A 20394-nucleotide genomic window follows, 5' to 3' on the forward strand; every position below is an offset into this window, starting at 1 on the left:
CCCATTTTAAGCAGGCTCTATTTAAATTTAATAAATGGTGAAGCATAATTTAAATCAATGTATTCCACTGCCATTTTTTTCTCATTGATTTCCCGTAAAATATCATTGGTTAACTTTGCCTTCTCGGCCAGCCGATCGCTGCCACCCAAACGGATACAAACAGAATTTAGTGTATAGGCAACCACTTCCTGGGGGACTTTTACATTCACCTCGGATAATTGGTTAAGACTGGGCTCATCCAATAAGGATAGATATTGCAGCACCTTCTTTATTAAATCGGAATCCACCGTATCACCAACATAGACATCGCCTAAACGGGTACCTGTTATAACCGGTACGTTCATCTGTTTTAAATTCTTAAAAGCCGCCAGTACAACTCCCTGCTTGTCCACTTCGATAAAACCATAGCTACTGGCAAGATAAGCAATGGGTTGCCGTTCTTTCACCTGAATCAGAATCGTTGCCGGAAATTTACGCTTTACAGTTACTTGCGCAATACGCAGGTCTTGCAGTAATCGCCTTTGAATCTCACCGGTATCAAGGCGAAATATATTGACTCGTTCCGGAATTTCCGCAATCCGGTAAACATCCTCCGCCGTTATATATTTATTTCCCTGCACAACAACAGAACCCACCGCAAAAAAGGATGAATTAATAAATACATAAACAGCAATTAAAATGACCAGAGCCAAGACCATCAACACCAAAAAATGCGTTGACAATAACCTGCGTTCCTGCCGCGCAGATTGAAGCCGTTCGGCCGCCCGCATTCTCATCACTCCTGCAGACAATGTCTTTTTTAAAATTAAATATACAATAATTATACCAAAAAAAAAGCAGCATGTATGCTGCCTGCCCAGTTTTTATTCAATTTCCTCTCACAGCAGCTAGAAAAGAAGCAGGGATGGTACGATGGATTAATTAGAACTCTGCCTCCTAATCTGGGCTCCTAACTTCTGCAATTTCCACTCCAATCCTTCGTAACCCCGGTCAATGTGAAAAATATGTTCTATCTCCGATATTCCTTCCGCAGCCATCGCCGCCAGAACCAATCCCCCTCCGGCTCTTAAATCGGGAGCAGCAACAATGGCCCCGGTCAGTCTGGGAACCCCCCGAATAATAGCGGTCCTTCCTTCAACCTTAATTTTAGCCCCCATGCGAGTCAATTCATCTACATGTTTAAACCGGTTTTCAAAAATCGTTTCGGTAATAATGCTGGTTCCTTTTGCAATGGTCAATAAAGACAACATAGGAGCCTGCAAGTCCGTAGGAAAGCCCGGATACGGCAAGGTCTTAATATCCACACCGCGCAGTTCTTTTGTTTTTACCCGGACATAACTCGCACCCGTTTCAATCTGTGAGCCGATTTCCTGTAATTTATCCGTTAAAGAAAACAGATATTCGGGCTCAATATTATCAACCACAACATCGCCGCGGGTAATCGCGCCGGCGAGTAAAAAAGTGCCGGCCTCAATACGGTCAGGCATAATCCGGTATTCGACGGGAGACAGCGTCGCCACACCGTCAATACGAATCGTATCCGTGCCGGCTCCGGTGATCTTGCCGCCCATGGCGTTAAGAAAACGCTGCAGGTCACAAATTTCCGGTTCCCGGGCCGCATTGCGGATAATTGTCGTTCCATTGGCGCGGACTGCCGCCATCATGGCATTTTCCGTTGCCCCGACACTGGGAAAATCAAAATTAATTTCTCCCCCGGTTAATTGTACCGCTTCTGCATCAATAAAACCGAAACTTTCCGTAACTTTCGCGCCAATTTTTTCTAAGGCCTTGATATGTAGATTAATGGGTCTGGGGCCAATTGCACAACCTCCCGGGTAAGACAGTCTTACTTTACGAAATCTTCCCAAAAGCGGTCCCATTAAAAATACAGAAGCACGCATTTCCCGCATAAGGTGTTCCGGCACTTCCACCTTGCTTACATAAGTTGTATCAATAACCAAGGCATTATTTTCTCTAGTAATCTTCGCACCCAGCAGCGTTAGAATATCTTGCATAACTTTAATATCACGCAAGAAAGGTACATCATGCAGCACACTGACACCGGAACAAAGAAGCGTTGCCGCCATAATCGGCAGTGCGGCATTTTTGGCTCCGTTAACTCTAATGCTGCCACATAGTTGTACTTCTCCTTTGACGATAAATTTCTCCATCGTCTCCCCTCCCAGAAAAGTACAATCACCCCGTAGCAACGCAAATCATCAAATATGCCATTCTATGCATATTAAAACCATAGTATTCTCCTGTATATTCTCTATTGGGTCAGTTTCTCCACCAATTCTTCCCCTGCAAGGTAAATATTGCCGGCTCCCATGGTTATAACCAAATCGCCCGGTTCAACAATTTCTGCAAGGTAGCGAGCAATCTTCGTGCGGTCCGGAATATATGTTACTCGCTGGTTAGTTTGTTTCTCTACCTCCTCCTTAATCAGCTCGCCACTCACATTAGGTATCGGCTTTTCGCCAGCAGAATAAATATCAGTTAGAATTAAAAGGTCCGCATTTTCAAATGCCTTGCCAAATTCCCGCCGCAGAAATTGAGTGCGCGTATATCGATGAGGCTGAAATGCACAAATCAAACGTTTTGGTTCCGTTTGACGGGCAGCAAGCAGGGTCGTGGCAATTTCCGTTGGATGGTGGGCATAATCATCTACAATCCAAACACCGTTGATCCGGCCTTTCGTCTGAAACCGCCGTTTTGCCCCCTGAAAGACGGACAAACCCTGCACAATCTGCTCAAAATCAATTCCCAAACGAATTCCAACTGCTACCGTAGCCAAGGAATTGGCTACATTATGCCGGCCAGGTACGTTCAATTTAATGGTTCCTAGCCGTTTTTCATGATGATACGCATCATAAAATACGGAAGAGCCTTGCGTTCGAAGATTACGGGCCGTATAATCGGCATCCTGCTCCAAGGCATAGGAAAGATATTTCCGGTTCAGTTTCGTAGCAATATTACGTATATAACTATTGTCAAAACATAAAACAGCCAGGCCTGATTCAGGCTCTAACCGGAGTAAAAACTGTTCAAAAGCGGACAAGATGTTTTCCATCGTACCATAATGATCCATATGGTCATTTTCAATATTCGTGACAACGGCAATATGGGGAGATAGCTTTAAAAACGAGCCGTCACTTTCATCGGCTTCCGCCACTACGTATGGCCCCGCGCCCAATTTGGCATTTCCGCCAAATGTATCCACTTCGCCCCCGATCACCACAGTTGGATCCAGCCCGGCATGCTCCAGCATAACCGCAATCATTGAGGTAGTTGTTGTTTTGCCATGGGCGCCGGCCACCGCAATTCCCCGTGAATGGGCAATGAGTTCGGCTACGATATCCGAGCGGTGAAAAACGGTCATCCCCTGGTTCCGGGCGGCCACCAGCTCCGGATTCTCTGCCGAAATGGCAGTGGATATGACTATCGCGTCGGCTCCACGAATGTTATCGCTGCTATGGGTGGTAAAAATCCGGGCACCAAGTTTCTGTAGCCGTTGCGTAATATTAGATTCACAAAGATCTGAACCGGAAACTTTATACCCTTTTTCTAATAGCACTTTTGCTATAGCACTCATGCCAGCGCCGCCAATGCCAATAAAGTGTATTTTTTTTATATGATTCAGCAAAAATATTTCTCCCCTTTCGTGCGGACCCTTCGGCATACCTTATTGTATGAAATCCGGATTTATGGTGTTACAATTTATTTCCCGGATAATTGGAAAGCAAGCTTGGCTAATGTTTCAGCAGCCTCCGGACACCCCAGCCGTTTACTGGCTTCAGCCATCGTCTTGAGTTGTGCCCGGTTGCCGGTTAATTGGGCAATCCGCTCAGCCAGCAATTGACCGGTTAACTCCTTATCGCGAATTACAACCGCAGCCCCGTTTTTTTCTAAAACCCGGGCGTTAAATTCCTGATGATTTTCCGCAGCGTAGGGATAGGGAATCAAAATGGACGGAATCCCCCTGGCGGTCAATTCCGCCAAGCCAATTGCACCGGCCCTGAATATAGCCAGATCTGCGACTGCCAAAGCGTAGGGCATATTATAAAGATAAGATTTAATGATACTATTTCCAGCTTTGGCAACATCTATACCACGTTGCTTAAGATTTCCAACTATGTAATTATAATCGTTTTGACCGGTAACATGCAATATCTGAATCTGTTCTTTATCTTTAAAAACCTGATGTACCTCCAGCATGGCCTGATTCATCGTATGCGCTCCCCTGCTGCCGCCGGATACTAAAATCGTAAATTTATCCCGCGATAAACCGAGTGCTGCATAAGCGTCGTCCCGAACGGCAGACATTACTTCCGGCCGAATCGGATTGCCGGTAAAGACCACTTTATCGGGAGCGGCAAAGCAGTTGACAGCCTCCTGATATCCCACAGCCACACAATCAACAAACCGGGACAAAATTTTATTGGTTACCCCGGCAAACACGTTTTGCTCCTGGATCATGGTCGGAATTCCCAAGATACTGGCCGCTAAGAGAACCGGTCCGCAAACATAACCGCCGGTACCGATCACGATATCCGGTTTAAACTGCTGTATAATTTGGCGTGATTTCCATAGGCTCCCCATTGTTTTTAACACGTTCATCAAATTCTTCCAGGATAGCCGGCGCTCAAAACCGCCAACATCAATCGTTTGCAGGGGATATCCCTCTTTCGGAATGATATCCGCCTCCAAGCCGTTCCTTGTGCCGACAAATAGTATTTCACAAGATGTAGTTCGATTCGCTATCGCTTTGGCTATGGTTAACGCGGGATAAATGTGTCCGCCCGTTCCGCCACCCGCCATAATAATACGCATCGACAGGCCCCCTATAATTTGTTTCAACAGATAGATACTTATTTAAAATTGACATGACGGGATATATTCAGCAGTATGCCGACTCCAGCCAATGTAAAAATAAGCGCGGAACCGCCAAAACTGATAAACGGCAGCGGAATGCCGGTAACCGGCATAGAGGCGGTAACAACGGCTATGTTCATCAGTGCCTGCAAGATGATCATAGTGGTTAATCCTGTAGCAAGCATGCTGCCGTAAATATCCGGTGCCGAAATCGCAATGCGGTACCCACGCCAGGCAAACAAAAAAAATAACAGAACAACAGTAACCGTACCAATAAGCCCCAGTTCCTCGCCTAAAATGGCAAATATAAAATCAGTATGCGGTTCCGGTAAATAGAGAAATTTCTCCCGGCTGCGTCCCAGACCGACCCCAAATAAACCGCCGGAGCCAATGGCATAAAGTGATTGAATTATGTGATATCCGGTATTCAAAGGGTCTGCCCAGGGGTCGCTAAATGCCAGTAGGCGCCGCAGACGATACGGCTCCATAACAATTGCCGTAATTATAGCAATACAGCCGGTAAACCCCAGCGAAGCCAAATGGGATATTCTCGCACCGGCCGAAAACAACATAATAAATACCGTACCACCAATAGCAAGAGCCGTTCCCAGATCCGGTTCCTTTAAAATCAGACCGAACACTACTAAAAGCGTCAATAATTGCGGAACTAATCCCTTGAAAAAGCTGGTTATCTTTTCCTGATTCCGGGCCATACTTTCCGCACAAAACAAAGCCATGCTCAATTTCGCGATTTCCGAAGGCTGTAAATACAATGAACCGAATCCAAGCCACCGCCGGGCTCCGTTCACAACCTTTCCCAGGCCGGGAATTAAAACCAGTACAAGCAAAATTAATGTAATGATCAGCGTCGGCTTCGCTAAACTTTTCCATAAGTGATAATCTATATTCATGGTGAAAATCATCGCCAAAAAGCCTAAAGATGCCCAAATCAACTGGCGCTTTAGAAAATAGTAACTATCATGATAGTTAACATAGGCTGAGACCGCGCTCGAACTATATACCATTACAACACCAAGCCCCAGCAGGGCAAGCACAGTAAAAAAAATGATAAAATCCGGCGACTTAGGTCTGACCGCCAAAGCAATTCCCTCCTAACTCAATCCTCGTATTAATTCCTTGAAGACCCGGCCCCGCTCTTCATAATTGCGAAACATATCATAGCTGGCACAAGCCGGAGACAGTAAAACAACCTGCGGCGCACGGGCTATGGAATGAGCCGTCTCTAACGCCTCTGCCATTGTTGCCGACTCTCTTATATCGCCGATACCCTGCTTTTTTGCCGCTTCCCTAAAACGCTCTTTTGCCTCACCCAGCAGGATTAGGGTATCAACTTTTTCTTGTATTAAATGCATGAACGGAGCCAAATCGGTTTTTTTATCTCTTCCTCCGGCTATAAGAATAATATGTCCGGCAAAGGCTTCTAATGCTTTCATCGCCGACTCCGGATTCGTCGCTTTGGAATCATTATAATATTCTACCCCGTTAATCGTACCTACCGGCTCAATCCGGTGCTCGACGCCGGGAAATGCTTTTAACACCGCAGCCATAACCGCCGTTTTTAGACCGGCAAGATACGATATGCCGCAAGCGGCCAAGGCATTCTCCACATTATGATTTCCTCTTATTTTGAGTTCATTCAGTGAGCAGACCTCGTGCTCGGCCCCGCGCCAGCGAATTGTCAGATTCTCATTTTTTACAAAGACCCCTTCCGGCAATTCAACCTGACGGCTGAAAAACATGACCTGAGAAGCCGTTCTCTCTGCCATGGACCGGACAATCCCGTCATCATAATTTAATACCGCATAATCCTCCGGCATTTGCCGGCTAAAAACCCGCTCCTTCATTGCGATATAGGTTTCCATCGAACCATGCCTGTCAATATGGTCCGGCGTAATGTTTAGAACTGCCGCAATATGGGGTTTAAATTGGTCTACTGCTTCCAATTGAAAGCTGGAAATCTCCGCGACAACGATGCCGGATTCGTCGACCGCCTTAACCTCCTGCGACAAAGCGAGGCCGATATTTCCGCCAACTACAACCTGACGGCCTGCCTGTTGCAACATTTCGCCAACCAGGGTGGTAGTCGTAGTCTTCCCATTCGTACCGGTTATAGCAATCATAGGGGCGCGGCACAATTGATAGGCAACTTCAATTTCACTGACTACGGAGATTCCCCGGGCCTGTGCAGCCTGGACCAGTGGATTATAAACGGAAACTCCCGGCGACAATACCAGATAATCAATATCCTGCAACAGTGTTTCATCCTGTTGTCCCAGTGCCAAAACCACACCGGTCTCTTTCAGGGCACTCATTGCCGGCGTCAGTATATCGGGCCTTTTTTTATCGCTTAATGTCACCCGGGCCCCCAACTCCCGTAATGTTTTCGCCGCCGAAATTCCGCTGACACCGGCGCCCAGCACTACAAAACGTTTCTCTTTAAAAATCATCCTACATACCTCCTGTATGGCTGGCAGTTAAAATAAGCAAAGCCAGGGCGGCAAATACCGTCCCCGCAAGCCAGAATGCTTTCACTACCTTGGTCTCGGACCAGCCGGACAATTCAAAATGATGATGAATCGGACTCATACGGAATACACGTTGACCTGTTAACTTAAATGAAATAACCTGAATAATGACGGATAAGGCTTCCAGCACAAACACCCCGCCAACAATAATTAATAATAATTCCGTTTTGGTCATAACCGCCACAGCCGCCAAGGCTCCACCCAGGGCTAACGAACCGGTGTCTCCCATAAATATTTTGGCGGGATAAGCATTATAGCGTAGAAAGCCCAGGCAGGCGCCGGCCAGGGCTGCACAAAAAACTGCCAATTCCGGTTTGGCAAAACTGACGGCAATCAGCGTATAGGCGGCGGCAGCCAAAGTTGTCGTACCGGCGGCCAATCCGTCCAGCCCATCGGTGAGATTCACGGCATTGGTCGTCCCAACAAGTACTAAAAATATTAAAATATAATAGCCTATGCCAAGGTCAATCTGAATCCCCCAAAAAGGAATCCATAAATCCGTTCCCCGGGAAAAATAGGTTGTGGCAATGTAAGCCAGGGCTAAAGCCATAATAATTTGTCCTAACAGCTTTTGTCGGGCTTTAAGTCCCAAAGACCGTTTTAAAACAACTTTAATAAAATCATCCAAAAAACCGATCAGGCCATGTCCGAGGGTTACGAATAACGCCAGCCATACTTGCGGGCTTTTACCGGCAAAAAGAATTGACGGAATTGCGAGCGCCGTCAAAATAATTACCCCGCCCATGGTAGGGGTACCCGCTTTAGCATAATGTCTTTCCGGCCCTTCCTGACGGATACTCTGACCGAATTTCAACCGTTTTAAAACCGGAATAAGCAGCGGCCCGGCAAGTAAGGCCACAGCGAAAGCCGTTCCGGCGGCATATAATAAATTCAGCATAATAACCTCCTGCTATTCACCTAAAAAACTCCAATATTTTTTCCATATGCATGCCGCGCGATCCTTTGATTAAGATAACATCTCCCTGTTTTACTGTATTACGCAACGCCTCTTGGGCTTCCTGATGGTTACTGCAGTGTATTGTCACAGGAACACCATGATTCCTGGCACTCTCAGCAATATGACGGGATAAATCCCCCACTGCCACCACAACCTGAATTCCTTTTTCCGCCAATTTACGTCCAACCTGCCGGTGCGCTTCCACAGCCACCGGACCTAATTCCAGCATATCCCCCAGAACGGCTACCGTTCTCCCCTCAGCGATACCGGCAAGCGTATCAATGGCTGCCGCCATGGATAGGGGGCTGGCATTATAAGCATCGTTAATCACAGTATAACTGCCCAATTGCTGAACCGCCTGCCGCATTGCACCACTAGTAAAATTTTGTAAGCCGCGGCGGATTTCAGCAAAACTAAGCTTCAGTTCCAGTCCAACTGCGATGGCCGCCAGCGCATTATAAACATTATGCCTGCCAATTGCCGGCACATACATGTCAAAATCACCCTGAGGACAGAGACAGCGAAAAGACGTTCCCGTTTTGTCCGGCTGTAAGTCTACTGCCCGAACCGAGGCTGACGCTTCTATGCCATATAGTATAACCCTCGATTTGGCTTTTTCTTTCATAGCATGAACATAAGAATTGTCTGCATTTAAAATTACGAAGCCGGCAGGCTCAATTGCTTCCACCAGTTCCGATTTAGCCCGGGCAATATTTTCAATCGAACCTAACAGTTCCAAATGGGTCTCCCCCACATTGGTAATAACTCCTCCCGTTGGCAGAGCAATGGCGGCCAGTTCCCGTATTTCCCCCCGGCCGCGCATTCCCATCTCAACAACTGCAGCCTGATGACTGGGGTCCATATTTAATAACGTCTGCGGCAGGCCAATTTCATTATTAAAATTAGCCTGCGTCTTGAGGACATTAAACCGGCTCGCTAAAACGGCCGCAATCATATCTTTGGTCGTCGTTTTACCGTTGGAGCCGGTAATGGCAATTACCGGCATCATAAAGCGCTGCCGATGCAGGCGGGCCAAATCCTGCAGAGCTGTCAGCGTATTCGAGACCATAATTACCGGAATGGTGGCAGCAAAAGGTATCACTTTACTGACTATGACACCCGCCGCTCCTTTTTCTTGCGCCTGTTCCAAGAATTTATGACCGTCAAATTTCTCGCCGGTCAATGCAATAAATAAGTCGCCCGGTCTAATTGTCCTGGTATCGGTGGAAACACCGTTAAAATGAACTGCAGCAGCGGCTTCGCCGCGCAGGTGGCCGCCTGTGGCCAAACAAACCTCTGTTAGGGAAAACTCCGCCATAATATTATTTCATCTCCTTGATGATCTCTCTGACTACTTCCCGGTCATCAAAAGAGATTGTCCTGTCTTTTAGAATTTGATACGTTTCATGTCCCTTCCCGGCAATAATCACAATATCGCCGTCTTGGGCCAGATGAAGGGCGCGGTGAATTGCATCCCGGCGATTCACAATACTTTCGTACTGTTTGCCTGCCGTAAGTCCTTCCCGGATACCTATTTCAATTTCTTGCAGAATGGTTTCCGGGTCTTCCGTCCGGGGATTATCCGAAGTGGCAATGATGACGTCGGCATACTGAGCTGCCAGTCTTCCCATGATGGGGCGCTTGGTTTTGTCCCGGTCGCCGCCGCAGCCAAAAACGACAATCATTTTTTTCTCGGCAAACTGCTGCGCCGTCCGGAGAATATTTTCCAATCCATCCGGCGTATGGGCGTAATCAACGATTACCGTAAACGGCTGTCCGGCTTTGACCAGTTCAAAACGGCCCGGAACACTTTGGAATGACTCCACCGCCAGCCGGATGACCGGCAGGTCAACTCCCTCCGCCAGCGTTGCTCCGACGGCGGCCATTACATTATAGATGTTGAAAACCCCGGTAATTTTTAAATGGAAAGGCCAGTCGCCGAATTCTCCAGTCAACCGGAACCTTGCGCCGTCATCCCGGACTTCCACCTCTTGGGCTCGCAAATCAGCCGGCTGCTTAACGGCATAGCGTATTGTCCGGCAGTGTGCTGCCCGCAGCATTACACCGGAAGAGGGATCGTCAATATTGATAACTGCCGTTTTGCCCTCCTTGACGGCCCCTTGGTCAAGGGACTGGAAAAGCAATGATTTGGCAGCCGCGTAATGCTCAAAAGTTATATGAAAATCGAGATGGTCCTGGGTCATATTGGTAAATACAGCTGTATCAAACTCGCAGCCCGACACCCGGCCCAGGGACAACGCATGCGAGGAAACTTCCATAACGGCATAATCCATGCCGCTAGCGGCCATATCCGCCAGAATCCCTTGCAAATCGACCACATCCGGCGTCGTATTTTTCACCGGTAAGATGCGCTCGCCAATCATGGTTTGAATGGTCCCGATCAATCCGACTTTAAAGCCGGCCTGCTGCAATATATGCCGGATCAAATAGGTTGTCGTCGTTTTTCCGTTCGTTCCCGTAACTCCGATCAGACGCATCTTTCGCGCCGGATAATCAAAAAAGTACGGACCCACTACTTGCATGGCGGCCCTGGTGCTGGGAACACGAATCACGCTAACCCCAGCCTCAACCGCGACCTCTTTCTCGGCCAAGACAGCAACCGCTCCCGCTTGACATGCCTGGGCAATATAATCATGCCCATCCACCTTCGCGCCGGTAAGGCAGATAAATAAAGAGCCAGGTATAACCTGACGGGAATCACAGGTAATCTTTTCAATTGTCCTGTCTAATTCTCCTTTCACATCCGCAGATGCCAGCAATGCTACCAATTCCTTCAGACTCTTAGCCATATTTGCTCCCCCTATAGTATTTCCATTCGTATTATTACCAAATTTTCCAAATTGGTCTAACTTTATACACTACTTGCTATTGAGATTCAAGATAAACAGTCACGTTCGTCCCGGTATATCCTTTACCTTCCGGCGGCGGCTCCTGGCGGCTGACTTTCGTTCCCGTTCCTTCAAGCCGGATACCGAGACCAACCTCGGCAAGCAAATCCATTGCCTGCTGAACGGAAAGTCCTGTCAAATCCGGGATTGTTACTTCACTTGGCAGATAACGGGAAACCAGTGTATGCAACAATATGGTCGAACCCGGCGGAATCCGGCTGCCTGGTTTAGGGATTTGATCAGCGACGCGTTCGCCGGTTTCTTCCACTCTGCCCTGTAAGCCATTTTTTTGCAATTCTTTCAGCGCATCCGGAACCGTCATATTAATCACATTAGGCGTTACGACGTGCGTTACCTGACTTTCCTTCGATGAATTGACCGAACTGCTGACCGGAGCAATTTTCAAATATTGCAGCACGTCTTTCATTACGGCACTAAACACCGGAGCGGCAATTTGTCCGCCATAATACATTCCTACGGGCTCATCAATGATCACCAGCATCGCAACTTGCGGATCATCGGCCGGGACAAACCCAACAAACGACGCCACATATTTATCAGGCAGATAGCCGCCGGCACCTACCTTTTGCGCTGTTCCCGTCTTGCCGGCAATTTGATAACCTTCTATAGCCGCATTTTTCCCCGTACCTTCTTCCACAACTTTCGCCAAAATTCCTCTTAATTCCTTGGAAATTGCTGGATTAATTACTTGTTTTATTTTATCCGGTTTAAAATCTCTAATGATCTGACCGTTGCGGTCTTTAATTTCCCGGACAATTTGCGGCCGCAGCAATTCTCCGTTGTCAGCCACCGCACTCACGGCGGTAATTAATTGAATTGGCGTAACAGCAATGCTCTGCCCCATAGCCATTGTCGCAATATTAATCGGCTTCAGTTTTGATTTAGGAATTAAAATTCCTTTCGCTTCTCCCGGAAGGTCAATACCGGTTGGCCTTCCTAACCCGAAAGCGTCAATATATTTATAAAAAAGGTCGTTGCCTAAACGCAACCCGACATGTACAAATCCGACATTACAAGAGTTCTCGACTACCTGGACAAAACTTTGGCTGCCATGACCGCCGGCTTTCCAGCAATGAATGGTACGCCCCTGGACTTCCACCGAGCCAGGGTCAAAAAAACGGTCCTCTAAATGCACTACACCTTCATTGAGAGCGGCCGCAGCCGTAATGATTTTAAAGGTTGAACCCGGTTCATAAGCATTGGAAACAGCAATGTTGCGCCAAAGTTTAGGGGGGTATTCGGCAAAATGATTCGGGTCATAATCCGGCCGGCTGGCCAGCGCCAAAATCTCGCCCGTTTTGGGCTGCATCAGGATAATTGTGGCGCCTTTGGCCTGCGTTTCCTTCATAACTCGGTCCAATTCCCGCTCAACAATTTGTTGAATTACTATATCAATCGTCAAATACAAATTATTTCCCGCTGTGGGAGGAATAAAACGATGGGTCGCATAAGGTATTTCCTGTCCCCGGGCATCATATTCCACCACAATACTGCCGGGATGCCCTTTCAGATAACTGTCAAAAGTGATCTCCACCCCGTCCAGACCTTGACTGTCAATACCGGTAAAGCCAAGCAAATGAGCGGCCAAGTTATCATGCGGATAATAGCGCCGACTTTCCTCGGTCAGGCCAATACCGGGCAAATCTAATACTTTTACCGCCCGGGCAGTTTTTTCATCCACCTTGCGCTTAATCCAGATAAAGGCTTGGTGCTTTTTTAAATTGGCCGCCAGGCGATTGCTATCCAATGCCAAAATAGCAGCCAATTTGGCTGCTGTTTCATCGGGATTATGTATTTCGGCGGGGATTGCATAAACCGACTCGGTACTGACGCTGATAGCCAGTTCCTTACCGTTCCGGTCATAGATGAAACCCCGTTTGGCTTCAACGGGAATTTCGCGGATACGCTGATCCGTAGCATTTTCCGATAGCCAAGAGCTTTTAAATAATTGGAGATACATCAGCCGGCAACTGAGTCCCAACATAATTACCGCAACAAACAGAAAAAGAAAGGCCACTCTTTTCCGGATGGTAACATGTGAAGCAGATGCCACTTATTACTCCTCCATTTAATTTATTAATGTTGCTTGCTCGCCTCCGCTCTTGCCGTTTTTACCATGTTTGCAACCTGACTGGTCACTGATTGTTCCTTTTCGGCAACATTTATGCCGGCAGCAGAATTTTTTTGCGGCTTGGCTGCTGCGCAGTAAACGTTGGTCGGAACAACCATTCCCAGTTCTTTAGTAGCAATGGCTTGAATCCGTTGTGGGGATTTCAGTTTGGCAATATCCAGACGAAGCAATTCATTTTGTTTTTCCAGCCCGGCAACTTGGGCCTTGACCTGCACCAGGTCATAACCGGCTCTTATAATGGCTTCACTGCGGGCGGTGATAACCATTGCCATAATGGCGCCAATAAATACCACAATAAAACACTTATTCCTGAGTCCCACATTCAGACGCGGCGCAGGGGCCGGAATCGACACAGGCTGTTCGGCATATTGGTCCCAATCTTGCCTTTTGCTTACTAACATACTATTTACCCTCCCTGGATATTAGAACAAATTGCTCCATGGTTATATCTTTTCCGCTATCCGTAATTTGGCGCTGCGAGCCCTTGGATTCATTTCAATCTCCTGAGCTGACGGTGCTATGGCCTTTCCGTACAGCTTAATTTTTGGTTTTTGGCCGCAAACACAAACCGGCAATTGAGGTGGACAGCTGCAACCTTTTGCCATTTTTGCCAGCGTCTGTTTAGCGATCCGGTCTTCTAGCGAATGGAACGTAATAATACAAATTCTCCCGCCCGGTTTTAACCGGTTAACGGCTGTTTCAAAAGCAGTTTGCAAAATTCCCAGTTCATCGTTGACTTCAATACGCAAGGCCTGAAAAGTACGTTTTGCCGGATGAGGTCCCTCCCGTCTGGCAGCGGCAGGAACAGCCTTTTTTATGATTTCAACTAATGAGCCTGTCGTTTGGACCGGCGCGTGCGTCCGTTCCCGGACAATAAACAGGGCAATTCGCTTCGCCCAGCGTTCCTCCCCATATTCGGCAATAATGCGGGCCAGCTTCTCCTCCGGATATTCATTCACAATATCATAGGCGGAAAAAACTTGTCCCGGGTCCATTCTCATATCAAGCGGAGCATCCTGCATATAGGAGAACCCCCGGTCAGCTGTATCCAATTGATAAGAAGAAACTCCCAGGTCAAAAAGAACCCCGTCCACAATATCCACGGATAATTCATCTAAAATTCCGGATAAATTCCGGAAATTATTTTGCACAATATCCACTTTACAGGTGACGGCCGCCAGTTTATCTTTTCCGGCCACAATAGCCGCCGGATCCTGGTCAATCCCGATCAGATGCCCCGCCGCTTCCAGCCGGGCGGCAATGGCCAGCGAATGTCCGCCGCCGCCAAGCGTACAATCTACGTAGGTTCCCGTTCCGTCCGTAATCAAAGCCGCCACACTTTCTTGCAGTAAAACACTGGTATGGCGAAACTCCACGTCAATCACTCTCATTTCATCATATTCCAAAGTCGACTAAATTCTCCGCAATCTGCGTTACGGTGGGAGCCAACTCATTATTATAGTTTTCCCAAGTACTTTTATCCCAGATTTCAATCCGGTTTGATACACCAAGCACAACTACATCTTTATCGATTTTGGCGTATTCCCGTAAATTATTCGGCAATAAAATACGTCCCTGTTTATCACATTCCATTTCTGCCGCTCCGGCAAAAAAGAATCTTACGAAGGCTCTGGCTTCGGGTTTGGCTAACGGTAATTGTTTTAGTTTATTTTCTAGGATAGCCCACTCTTCCCGGCCGTATACAAACAAACAATTATCCAATCCTTTTGTGGCAATAAAGAGTTCACCCAAGTCATCGCGAAATTTGGCCGGCAATATGAGTCGTCCTTTGTTATCGACCGTATGGTAGTACTCGCCCATAAACACGACTCTTCACCACCTAAAATTCCACCACTTTATACCACAATCCACCACTTTCTTGATTAAATTCGGGAAAAATAAAAAAAACCCTTCCATTTTGAAAGGATTTTCTAAGAAAAAATTAAAAATGTGACCTAAGTCCTATAGCGTATATTTATCTCAACTTTGTCCATACTATAAAACGTAGGGTTCGTAATGGTCGAGCCAAGATTATTAGCGGATCTCTTAAGGGGTTCGCTAGTAGTCGGCCAAAGATTAATACTGGATCGGTCCGGTTTGGTATTAGTCGGCGGGAAGATTGTTATGTGTCTTGTAAGGCTGTACGGCAGCCCAACTGTTGTCGTGTGGTCAAAAGAGATATGTAACAGTCGAGCTAAGACTGCCAAGGGTGCTGTAGATTATTTCGGGAATCTAACAGGGGTCTATTGCAGTCGAAAGATTGCAGTAGGTTCCGTAGGTATCTTTGGTAGTCGAGCAAAGGTCATGGTTGGTTGTGTAATGCTTGTGCGTAGTCGAAAGATTGCGTATAGGTATGTAATGATCAGCTTTGGCTGTAGCGTAGATCATTACGGGCTCTTCCCATTTATCGAAACAAAATTAAGCCAAACAATCATGACAGGTACTATAAAGTATGCTATAATATTTTTGGTTAAGAATTATTTTCCATAAGAAGGGGGTTATATTTCGTGTCTGTTATTACAAAAGAAATGAGTATCGTCGAAGTCGTGCAAAAGTATCCGCAAACCGTAGAAATATTTCGCAATCATGGTATGGGTTGTCTGGGTTGTGCAGCAGCCCGTTTTGAAAATATCGAGCAGGGTGCCGCGGCCCACGAGATTGACATCGACGCCTTGATCGCCGCCTTAAATAAGGCGGTTCAAAATAACAACAGTTGCGGCTGCGGTTGTAACGAATAAGGCTAACCGACAGGCTTTGAGTTCAAAGCCTGTCGTTATTTTTTTGTAACTATTATTTTTTCTACGATGATATGGTCAAGCGCAACTTCGCTATTCCCCATTCCCAGCACATAGCACGGATAGGTCTGCAAAACTCTGACCTTCACCCCCGGCAAGATGCCAAACGCAGCCAATTTGCGCAACTGGCTTTTCTCTTTACACTGAATCACCAGGACCGTAGCCATGTCCCCCGGCTTTAGACTTTTAATGGACTTTTCATCGCCAATACCAATCATCCCCCCCTGCTAAATTAGTCCAAGCAGTGATATGATTTGATTCATCATCCAGCCGGAAAAGAAAGCGGTTAAAATGACGCAAAGCAGTATTAGCATCGCCACTGAGAATCCCCGTTCCTTCAATAAAACAACCAACTGTGCAATGCAAGGCACAAAAAGGGTCAATGTCGTCGCTGCGACTAAGAGCTGGTAATCATTTAGCATTCCGTTCAGCGACATATCATATAATCCGGCGGCCCCGTAATCGCGGCGGAAAAAACCAAACAGAAACACTTGTGCTGTTTCCGGCGGCAATCCCAAAAAAGACATGAATGGCTGCAGATAATAAATCATGCCTTGTAAAATACCGCTTCGTTCTCCCAGCCATAGAAAAATACTGGTCAAAATAAAAACAGGCGTAATTTCCACAAAATACCACATCATACGGGTATAGGCTTTCATAAATACATTCGACATTACCGGAATTCTGAGGGGCGGAATTTCCAGATAGAACGGGCTGCGTTCTCCCGGCAAAAGCCGCTCACCCAGCAGGCCGGCGATGACAAAGATGCCCAAAATATACGCTGCCCACAAGACAAGAGTCAGAGAATTACGGGAAAGAAGCGCTAATACCAGCCCTAATTGAGCCGAGCAGGGAATGGTTAAAGTTAGCAAAAAGGTTGCCAACAGTCTTTCCCGTTTGGTCTCTAAAGTTCGGGTTACAACCGTCGCCATAGTCCCGCAGCCCAGACCGAGGGTTAAGGGTATGACCGCGCGACCGTTGAGACCAATATATTGAAAGATACGGTCCATAAGCATTGCCAGGCGGGGAAGATAGCCGCAATCTTCTAATATGGCAAACATAAAGAAAAATGTTCCCACAATCGGTAAAATAATAGCGACGGCATAACGAAACCCCAGTGTAAATATGCCATATTCACCGATAAGCAATGATTGTGCCCAATGGAATGGAACATATTGCGTTACGATAGATTCGATAAACGGACTTAAATACTGCCCGAAAATATTGGTATCAATATAATCAACCAGGAAACCGGCGCCAAAATTACCCACAAACTGATACAATCCATAATATAGCACAAGACATAAAACTGGTATCCCGGTCCATGGGTTTCTGGTCCAGTCCCCTATCGTTTCCCTGAAACCGTGCGAGTGGACTCTACCTTCTCTGACTGTTGTTTGCAAAATTTTATCTACCATTTCCTGCCGTTCCATAGCAAGCACATAATCCAAACTATAGCTGAATTGTCCGACCAAATCATTAACACACTTTGCAATTTGTTCATAATTTTTCTCCGCCGTTATCCGGGGGAGCATTTCGCCGTCTTGCTGTAAAAGCAGCAAGGCGATCATCCGCTTCGACACCCCATATTCTGCCGTTAATAAGGAATCAATCAATTCAATGGCATTTTCAATTTGGTCGCTAAATTTCAAAGCAAGCGGGGTTTTGTATTGATGACGAACAATTGCCTTTTTCAGGTCATCCAGCCCCCACCTTTTTAGTGCCGAAGTTGCAACAACAGGAATCCCCAATATATCCTCCAATATCGGGATATTGATCAGCACCCCGGCTTGCTGCGCTTCATCCATAATATTCAAATCTAAAACGACCGGTAACCCGGCATCGATCAGGGCGAGAGTCATGGCAAGCATACGGCGGATATTTTTAGCATCAATAACCTGCACTACCATAGCCGGTTTTTCTGAAAATAAAAATTGTCTGGTCACTTTTTCCTCATCGCTCAAGGGTAACAGGGAATACGTCCCCGGAGTATCAATCAGTTCAAACGTTCTGTTTTGTATTCGGCACTTTCCCTGGGAAATATCAACGGTTGTACCCGGATAATTGGATACGGTCACATAGGTCCCCGTTAAAACATTAAATAGAGCGCTCTTGCCTACATTCGGCGGTCCTACCAGCACAATTTTCGGCAACTGTGGCATAACAGTCCCCCGTTTCATAGCCGGATCAACTTCATTGCTATTTCCTATTCAGCATCTAATACAATTATGAATGCCGGATAAGAAAAACTGCTATGCGGTCTTTTGGTTCGTGGCGCAGGGCTCAGGGCGAGGGGAAACATTAAAAAAATACGTATATCAGGAAAAACCACCTGATATACGTATTTCCATTTGTTAAAGCAGCGGTTGAATCTTAGCCATAATATTGGCCTTGGGCATATAACCCATTAATTTCTCCGCTTGTTCCCCATTTTTAAAAACAATCATCGTTGGCAAGCTCATTACGCCATATTTCTGGGCTAACGACCGGTTTTCATCAACATTTACCTTGACAATTTTTATCTTCCCTTCCATAGTGCCGGCCAACTCGTCCATTACCGGTGACAGCCTGGTGCAATACCCGCACCAGGGCGCCCAGAAGTCAACTAAAACCGGCACTGCAGCTTCCTGAACTTCTTCCCGAAAATTTTTCTCGTTGACACTTGCAACTTTAGCCACTAAGAAACGACCTCCTCTTATTTCTTAAACTCCGATTCCTGCTTTGCGGGATTCCACCATGATACACGCCCTGACTGCAGTCAAACCGAGTTCCTGGGCCGCTTTTACCACCCCCGGAGCGTCTGCTCCCGGTTGCAGCCAGACATTCTTAATTCCCAAAGCGGCACAATCTCTCATAACTTTTTCGCCAACACTGGCCGGCACAACGAAGTCGACAGCATCCGGCTTAACCGGCAAATCCTGTAGGGCAGGATAACATGTTTCACCCAGCACCTCGGAGACGCCCGGATTTACCGGATAAACAGTAAATCCGGCCTCTTTCATAAACTTAAAAATTTTGTACCCGAACTTTTCCTGGTTATTTGTCGCGCCAACTACTGCCCATGTTTTTAATGCCAACATTTTTTGAATCTCATCCACAATAAAGGTACCTCCTTTTATTTATATGAATAATACCCCCTGAATATCCACTCTTACCGGCAAAAAACGAGCTAATAATTTAACGGCCGTAGGAACACCAGGGTTCCTCTGCCATATAATCCCCATAATAATAATAAGCCCGGGCCCGGCAACCGCCGCAAATATCGTCATAGCCGCATTTCCCGCAGCCTCCTTTTAAAGGTTCGGTACGCAGTTGATGAAAAAGATCACTTTCTTGCCATATCGTATCGAAAGCACTCTCACGAACATTTCCTACCTTAAGCGGTAAATAGGGACAAGGATGGACATCCCCGTTCGGAATTACCACACAATATGCCGTACCGGCAAGACAGCCTTTCGTAAACCGCAGCGGCACGGCATGTTGCTTGGCTATTCTCATGAATTGCGGAGCGCAAGTCGGCTTTATTTCCAGCGGAACCTCAGACTGCTTGGCCATAATCCGCGTAAGCAGCGATTCATATTGTTCCGTTTTTAGCGTAGTCTCTTCAATATCCTTGCCTCTTCCCGTCGGCACCAGGAAAAAAATATGGTGGGCAATGGCACCGGCAGCAACCGCCAAATCGGTAACATCCGTAATTTCCGGTTCATTCCAGTTCATGGCAGTGGTATGAATCTGAAAAGGAAGCCCGGCATCACGGCAAGCCTTGATCCCTCGCATCGTTGCTTCCCAGGCCCCTTGGGACTGGCGGAACCAGTCATGACGTTCCGGCGTTTTGCTGTCCAGGCTAATGCCTGCCACGGCCAAACCGGCCTCTTTTAATTTACCGGCAACCTCGGGGGTAATTAAAATACCGTTTGTGCCTAAAACAGGCCGGATGCCTGCGCTGCGGGCGTGTCGCACCAGCTCATAAATATCCGGTCGCAATAAAGGTTCCCCGCCGCTTAAGATAAGAATTTTAAATCCGGCACGGGCAATTTCCGAAATTAATTTTTTTCCTTCGTCCGTATTCAATTCGTCGCTTCGTTCCGTTCCGGCGTTCCGGTAGCAATGAATACAGCGAATATTACATGCCTGGGTTGTATTCCATGATATGATCACA

19 protein-coding genes are annotated in these 20394 nt (G+C 46.9%); 1 reads left to right on the forward strand and 18 read right to left on the reverse strand.

From position 1 onward, the window contains the following. Window positions 1–17: 17 nt before the first annotated feature. From LUCIF_RS07040 to mraZ, 13 genes are all read right to left on the reverse strand, one after another. The gene (locus tag LUCIF_RS07040) at window positions 18–770 is read right to left on the reverse strand and encodes a cell division protein FtsQ/DivIB (protein WP_122627154.1); all 753 of its coding nucleotides are present in this window, start codon (window positions 768–770) and stop codon (window positions 18–20) included. Window positions 771–917: 147 nt separating this feature from the next. After that, on the reverse strand, window positions 918–2171 hold the full coding sequence (murA, locus tag LUCIF_RS07045; protein WP_122627155.1) for a UDP-N-acetylglucosamine 1-carboxyvinyltransferase: 1254 nt from the start codon (window positions 2169–2171) through the stop codon (window positions 918–920). Window positions 2172–2272: 101 nt separating this feature from the next. Next, window positions 2273–3646, reverse strand: coding sequence for a UDP-N-acetylmuramate--L-alanine ligase (gene murC, locus LUCIF_RS07050; RefSeq protein WP_122627156.1), 1374 nt, complete (start codon window positions 3644–3646; stop codon window positions 2273–2275). A gap of 74 nt (window positions 3647–3720) precedes the next feature. Continuing rightward, on the reverse strand, window positions 3721–4833 hold the full coding sequence (murG, locus tag LUCIF_RS07055; protein WP_122627157.1) for an undecaprenyldiphospho-muramoylpentapeptide beta-N-acetylglucosaminyltransferase: 1113 nt from the start codon (window positions 4831–4833) through the stop codon (window positions 3721–3723). A 38-nt stretch (window positions 4834–4871) separates the two neighbouring features. Further along, the gene (gene spoVE, locus LUCIF_RS07060; RefSeq protein WP_122627158.1) at window positions 4872–5975 is read right to left on the reverse strand and encodes a stage V sporulation protein E; all 1104 of its coding nucleotides are present in this window, start codon (window positions 5973–5975) and stop codon (window positions 4872–4874) included. Between the two features lie 12 nt (window positions 5976–5987). Beyond that, the gene (murD, locus tag LUCIF_RS07065; RefSeq protein WP_122627159.1) at window positions 5988–7343 is read right to left on the reverse strand and encodes a UDP-N-acetylmuramoyl-L-alanine--D-glutamate ligase; all 1356 of its coding nucleotides are present in this window, start codon (window positions 7341–7343) and stop codon (window positions 5988–5990) included. Between the two features lies 1 nt (window position 7344). Continuing rightward, window positions 7345–8319 (reverse strand): phospho-N-acetylmuramoyl-pentapeptide-transferase, encoded by a 975-nt coding sequence (gene mraY / locus LUCIF_RS07070; protein ID WP_122627160.1) that lies wholly within the window; start codon window positions 8317–8319, stop codon window positions 7345–7347. Between the two features lie 16 nt (window positions 8320–8335). After that, window positions 8336–9697, reverse strand: coding sequence for a UDP-N-acetylmuramoyl-tripeptide--D-alanyl-D-alanine ligase (locus LUCIF_RS07075; RefSeq protein WP_122627161.1), 1362 nt, complete (start codon window positions 9695–9697; stop codon window positions 8336–8338). Between the two features lie 4 nt (window positions 9698–9701). Continuing rightward, on the reverse strand, window positions 9702–11189 hold the full coding sequence (locus tag LUCIF_RS07080; RefSeq protein WP_122627162.1) for a UDP-N-acetylmuramoyl-L-alanyl-D-glutamate--2,6-diaminopimelate ligase: 1488 nt from the start codon (window positions 11187–11189) through the stop codon (window positions 9702–9704). 76 nt (window positions 11190–11265) lie between these two features. Further along, window positions 11266–13362, reverse strand: coding sequence for a stage V sporulation protein D (locus tag LUCIF_RS07085; RefSeq protein WP_122627163.1), 2097 nt, complete (start codon window positions 13360–13362; stop codon window positions 11266–11268). Window positions 13363–13385: 23 nt separating this feature from the next. After that, entirely contained in the window at window positions 13386–13841 is a 456-nt protein-coding gene (locus LUCIF_RS07090) for an FtsB/FtsL family cell division protein (RefSeq protein WP_122627164.1), read from the reverse strand. Window positions 13842–13883: 42 nt separating this feature from the next. Continuing rightward, window positions 13884–14816: a 16S rRNA (cytosine(1402)-N(4))-methyltransferase RsmH gene (rsmH, locus tag LUCIF_RS07095; protein ID WP_122627205.1), complete on the reverse strand. Its 933-nt coding sequence runs from the start codon at window positions 14814–14816 to the stop codon at window positions 13884–13886. Between the two features lie 19 nt (window positions 14817–14835). After that, entirely contained in the window at window positions 14836–15267 is a 432-nt protein-coding gene (mraZ, locus tag LUCIF_RS07100) for a division/cell wall cluster transcriptional repressor MraZ (protein ID WP_122627165.1), read from the reverse strand. A 680-nt stretch (window positions 15268–15947) separates the two neighbouring features. On the opposite strand from mraZ, the gene LUCIF_RS07110 reads away from it, so the two are divergent. Continuing rightward, window positions 15948–16178: a DUF1858 domain-containing protein gene (locus LUCIF_RS07110; RefSeq protein ID WP_122627166.1), complete on the forward strand. Its 231-nt coding sequence runs from the start codon at window positions 15948–15950 to the stop codon at window positions 16176–16178. Window positions 16179–16213: 35 nt separating this feature from the next. Here the strand turns inward: LUCIF_RS07110 and LUCIF_RS07115 are convergent, their stop codons facing one another. The 5 genes from LUCIF_RS07115 to nirJ2 all read right to left on the reverse strand — a co-directional run bounded on the left by LUCIF_RS07115 (window position 16214) and on the right by nirJ2 (window position 20393). Beyond that, the gene (locus LUCIF_RS07115) at window positions 16214–16453 is read right to left on the reverse strand and encodes a FeoA family protein (RefSeq protein WP_122627167.1); all 240 of its coding nucleotides are present in this window, start codon (window positions 16451–16453) and stop codon (window positions 16214–16216) included. A gap of 9 nt (window positions 16454–16462) precedes the next feature. After that, entirely contained in the window at window positions 16463–18397 is a 1935-nt protein-coding gene (feoB, locus tag LUCIF_RS07120; protein WP_122627168.1) for a ferrous iron transport protein B, read from the reverse strand. Between the two features lie 192 nt (window positions 18398–18589). After that, on the reverse strand, window positions 18590–18913 hold the full coding sequence (gene trxA / locus LUCIF_RS07125; RefSeq protein WP_122627169.1) for a thioredoxin: 324 nt from the start codon (window positions 18911–18913) through the stop codon (window positions 18590–18592). A gap of 24 nt (window positions 18914–18937) precedes the next feature. Further along, window positions 18938–19333: a CoA-binding protein gene (locus LUCIF_RS07130; protein ID WP_243638697.1), complete on the reverse strand. Its 396-nt coding sequence runs from the start codon at window positions 19331–19333 to the stop codon at window positions 18938–18940. A gap of 79 nt (window positions 19334–19412) precedes the next feature. After that, window positions 19413–20393 carry a putative heme d1 biosynthesis radical SAM protein NirJ2 gene (nirJ2, locus tag LUCIF_RS07135; protein WP_122627170.1) on the reverse strand — a complete coding sequence of 327 codons (981 nt, stop codon included), beginning with the start codon at window positions 20391–20393 and terminating at the stop codon, window positions 19413–19415. Window position 20394 lies beyond the last annotated feature (1 nt).

The organism is Allolucifera butyrica (assembly GCF_900476375.1).
GTDB lineage: Bacteria > Bacillota > Negativicutes > Sporomusales > UPPP01 > Lucifera > Lucifera butyrica.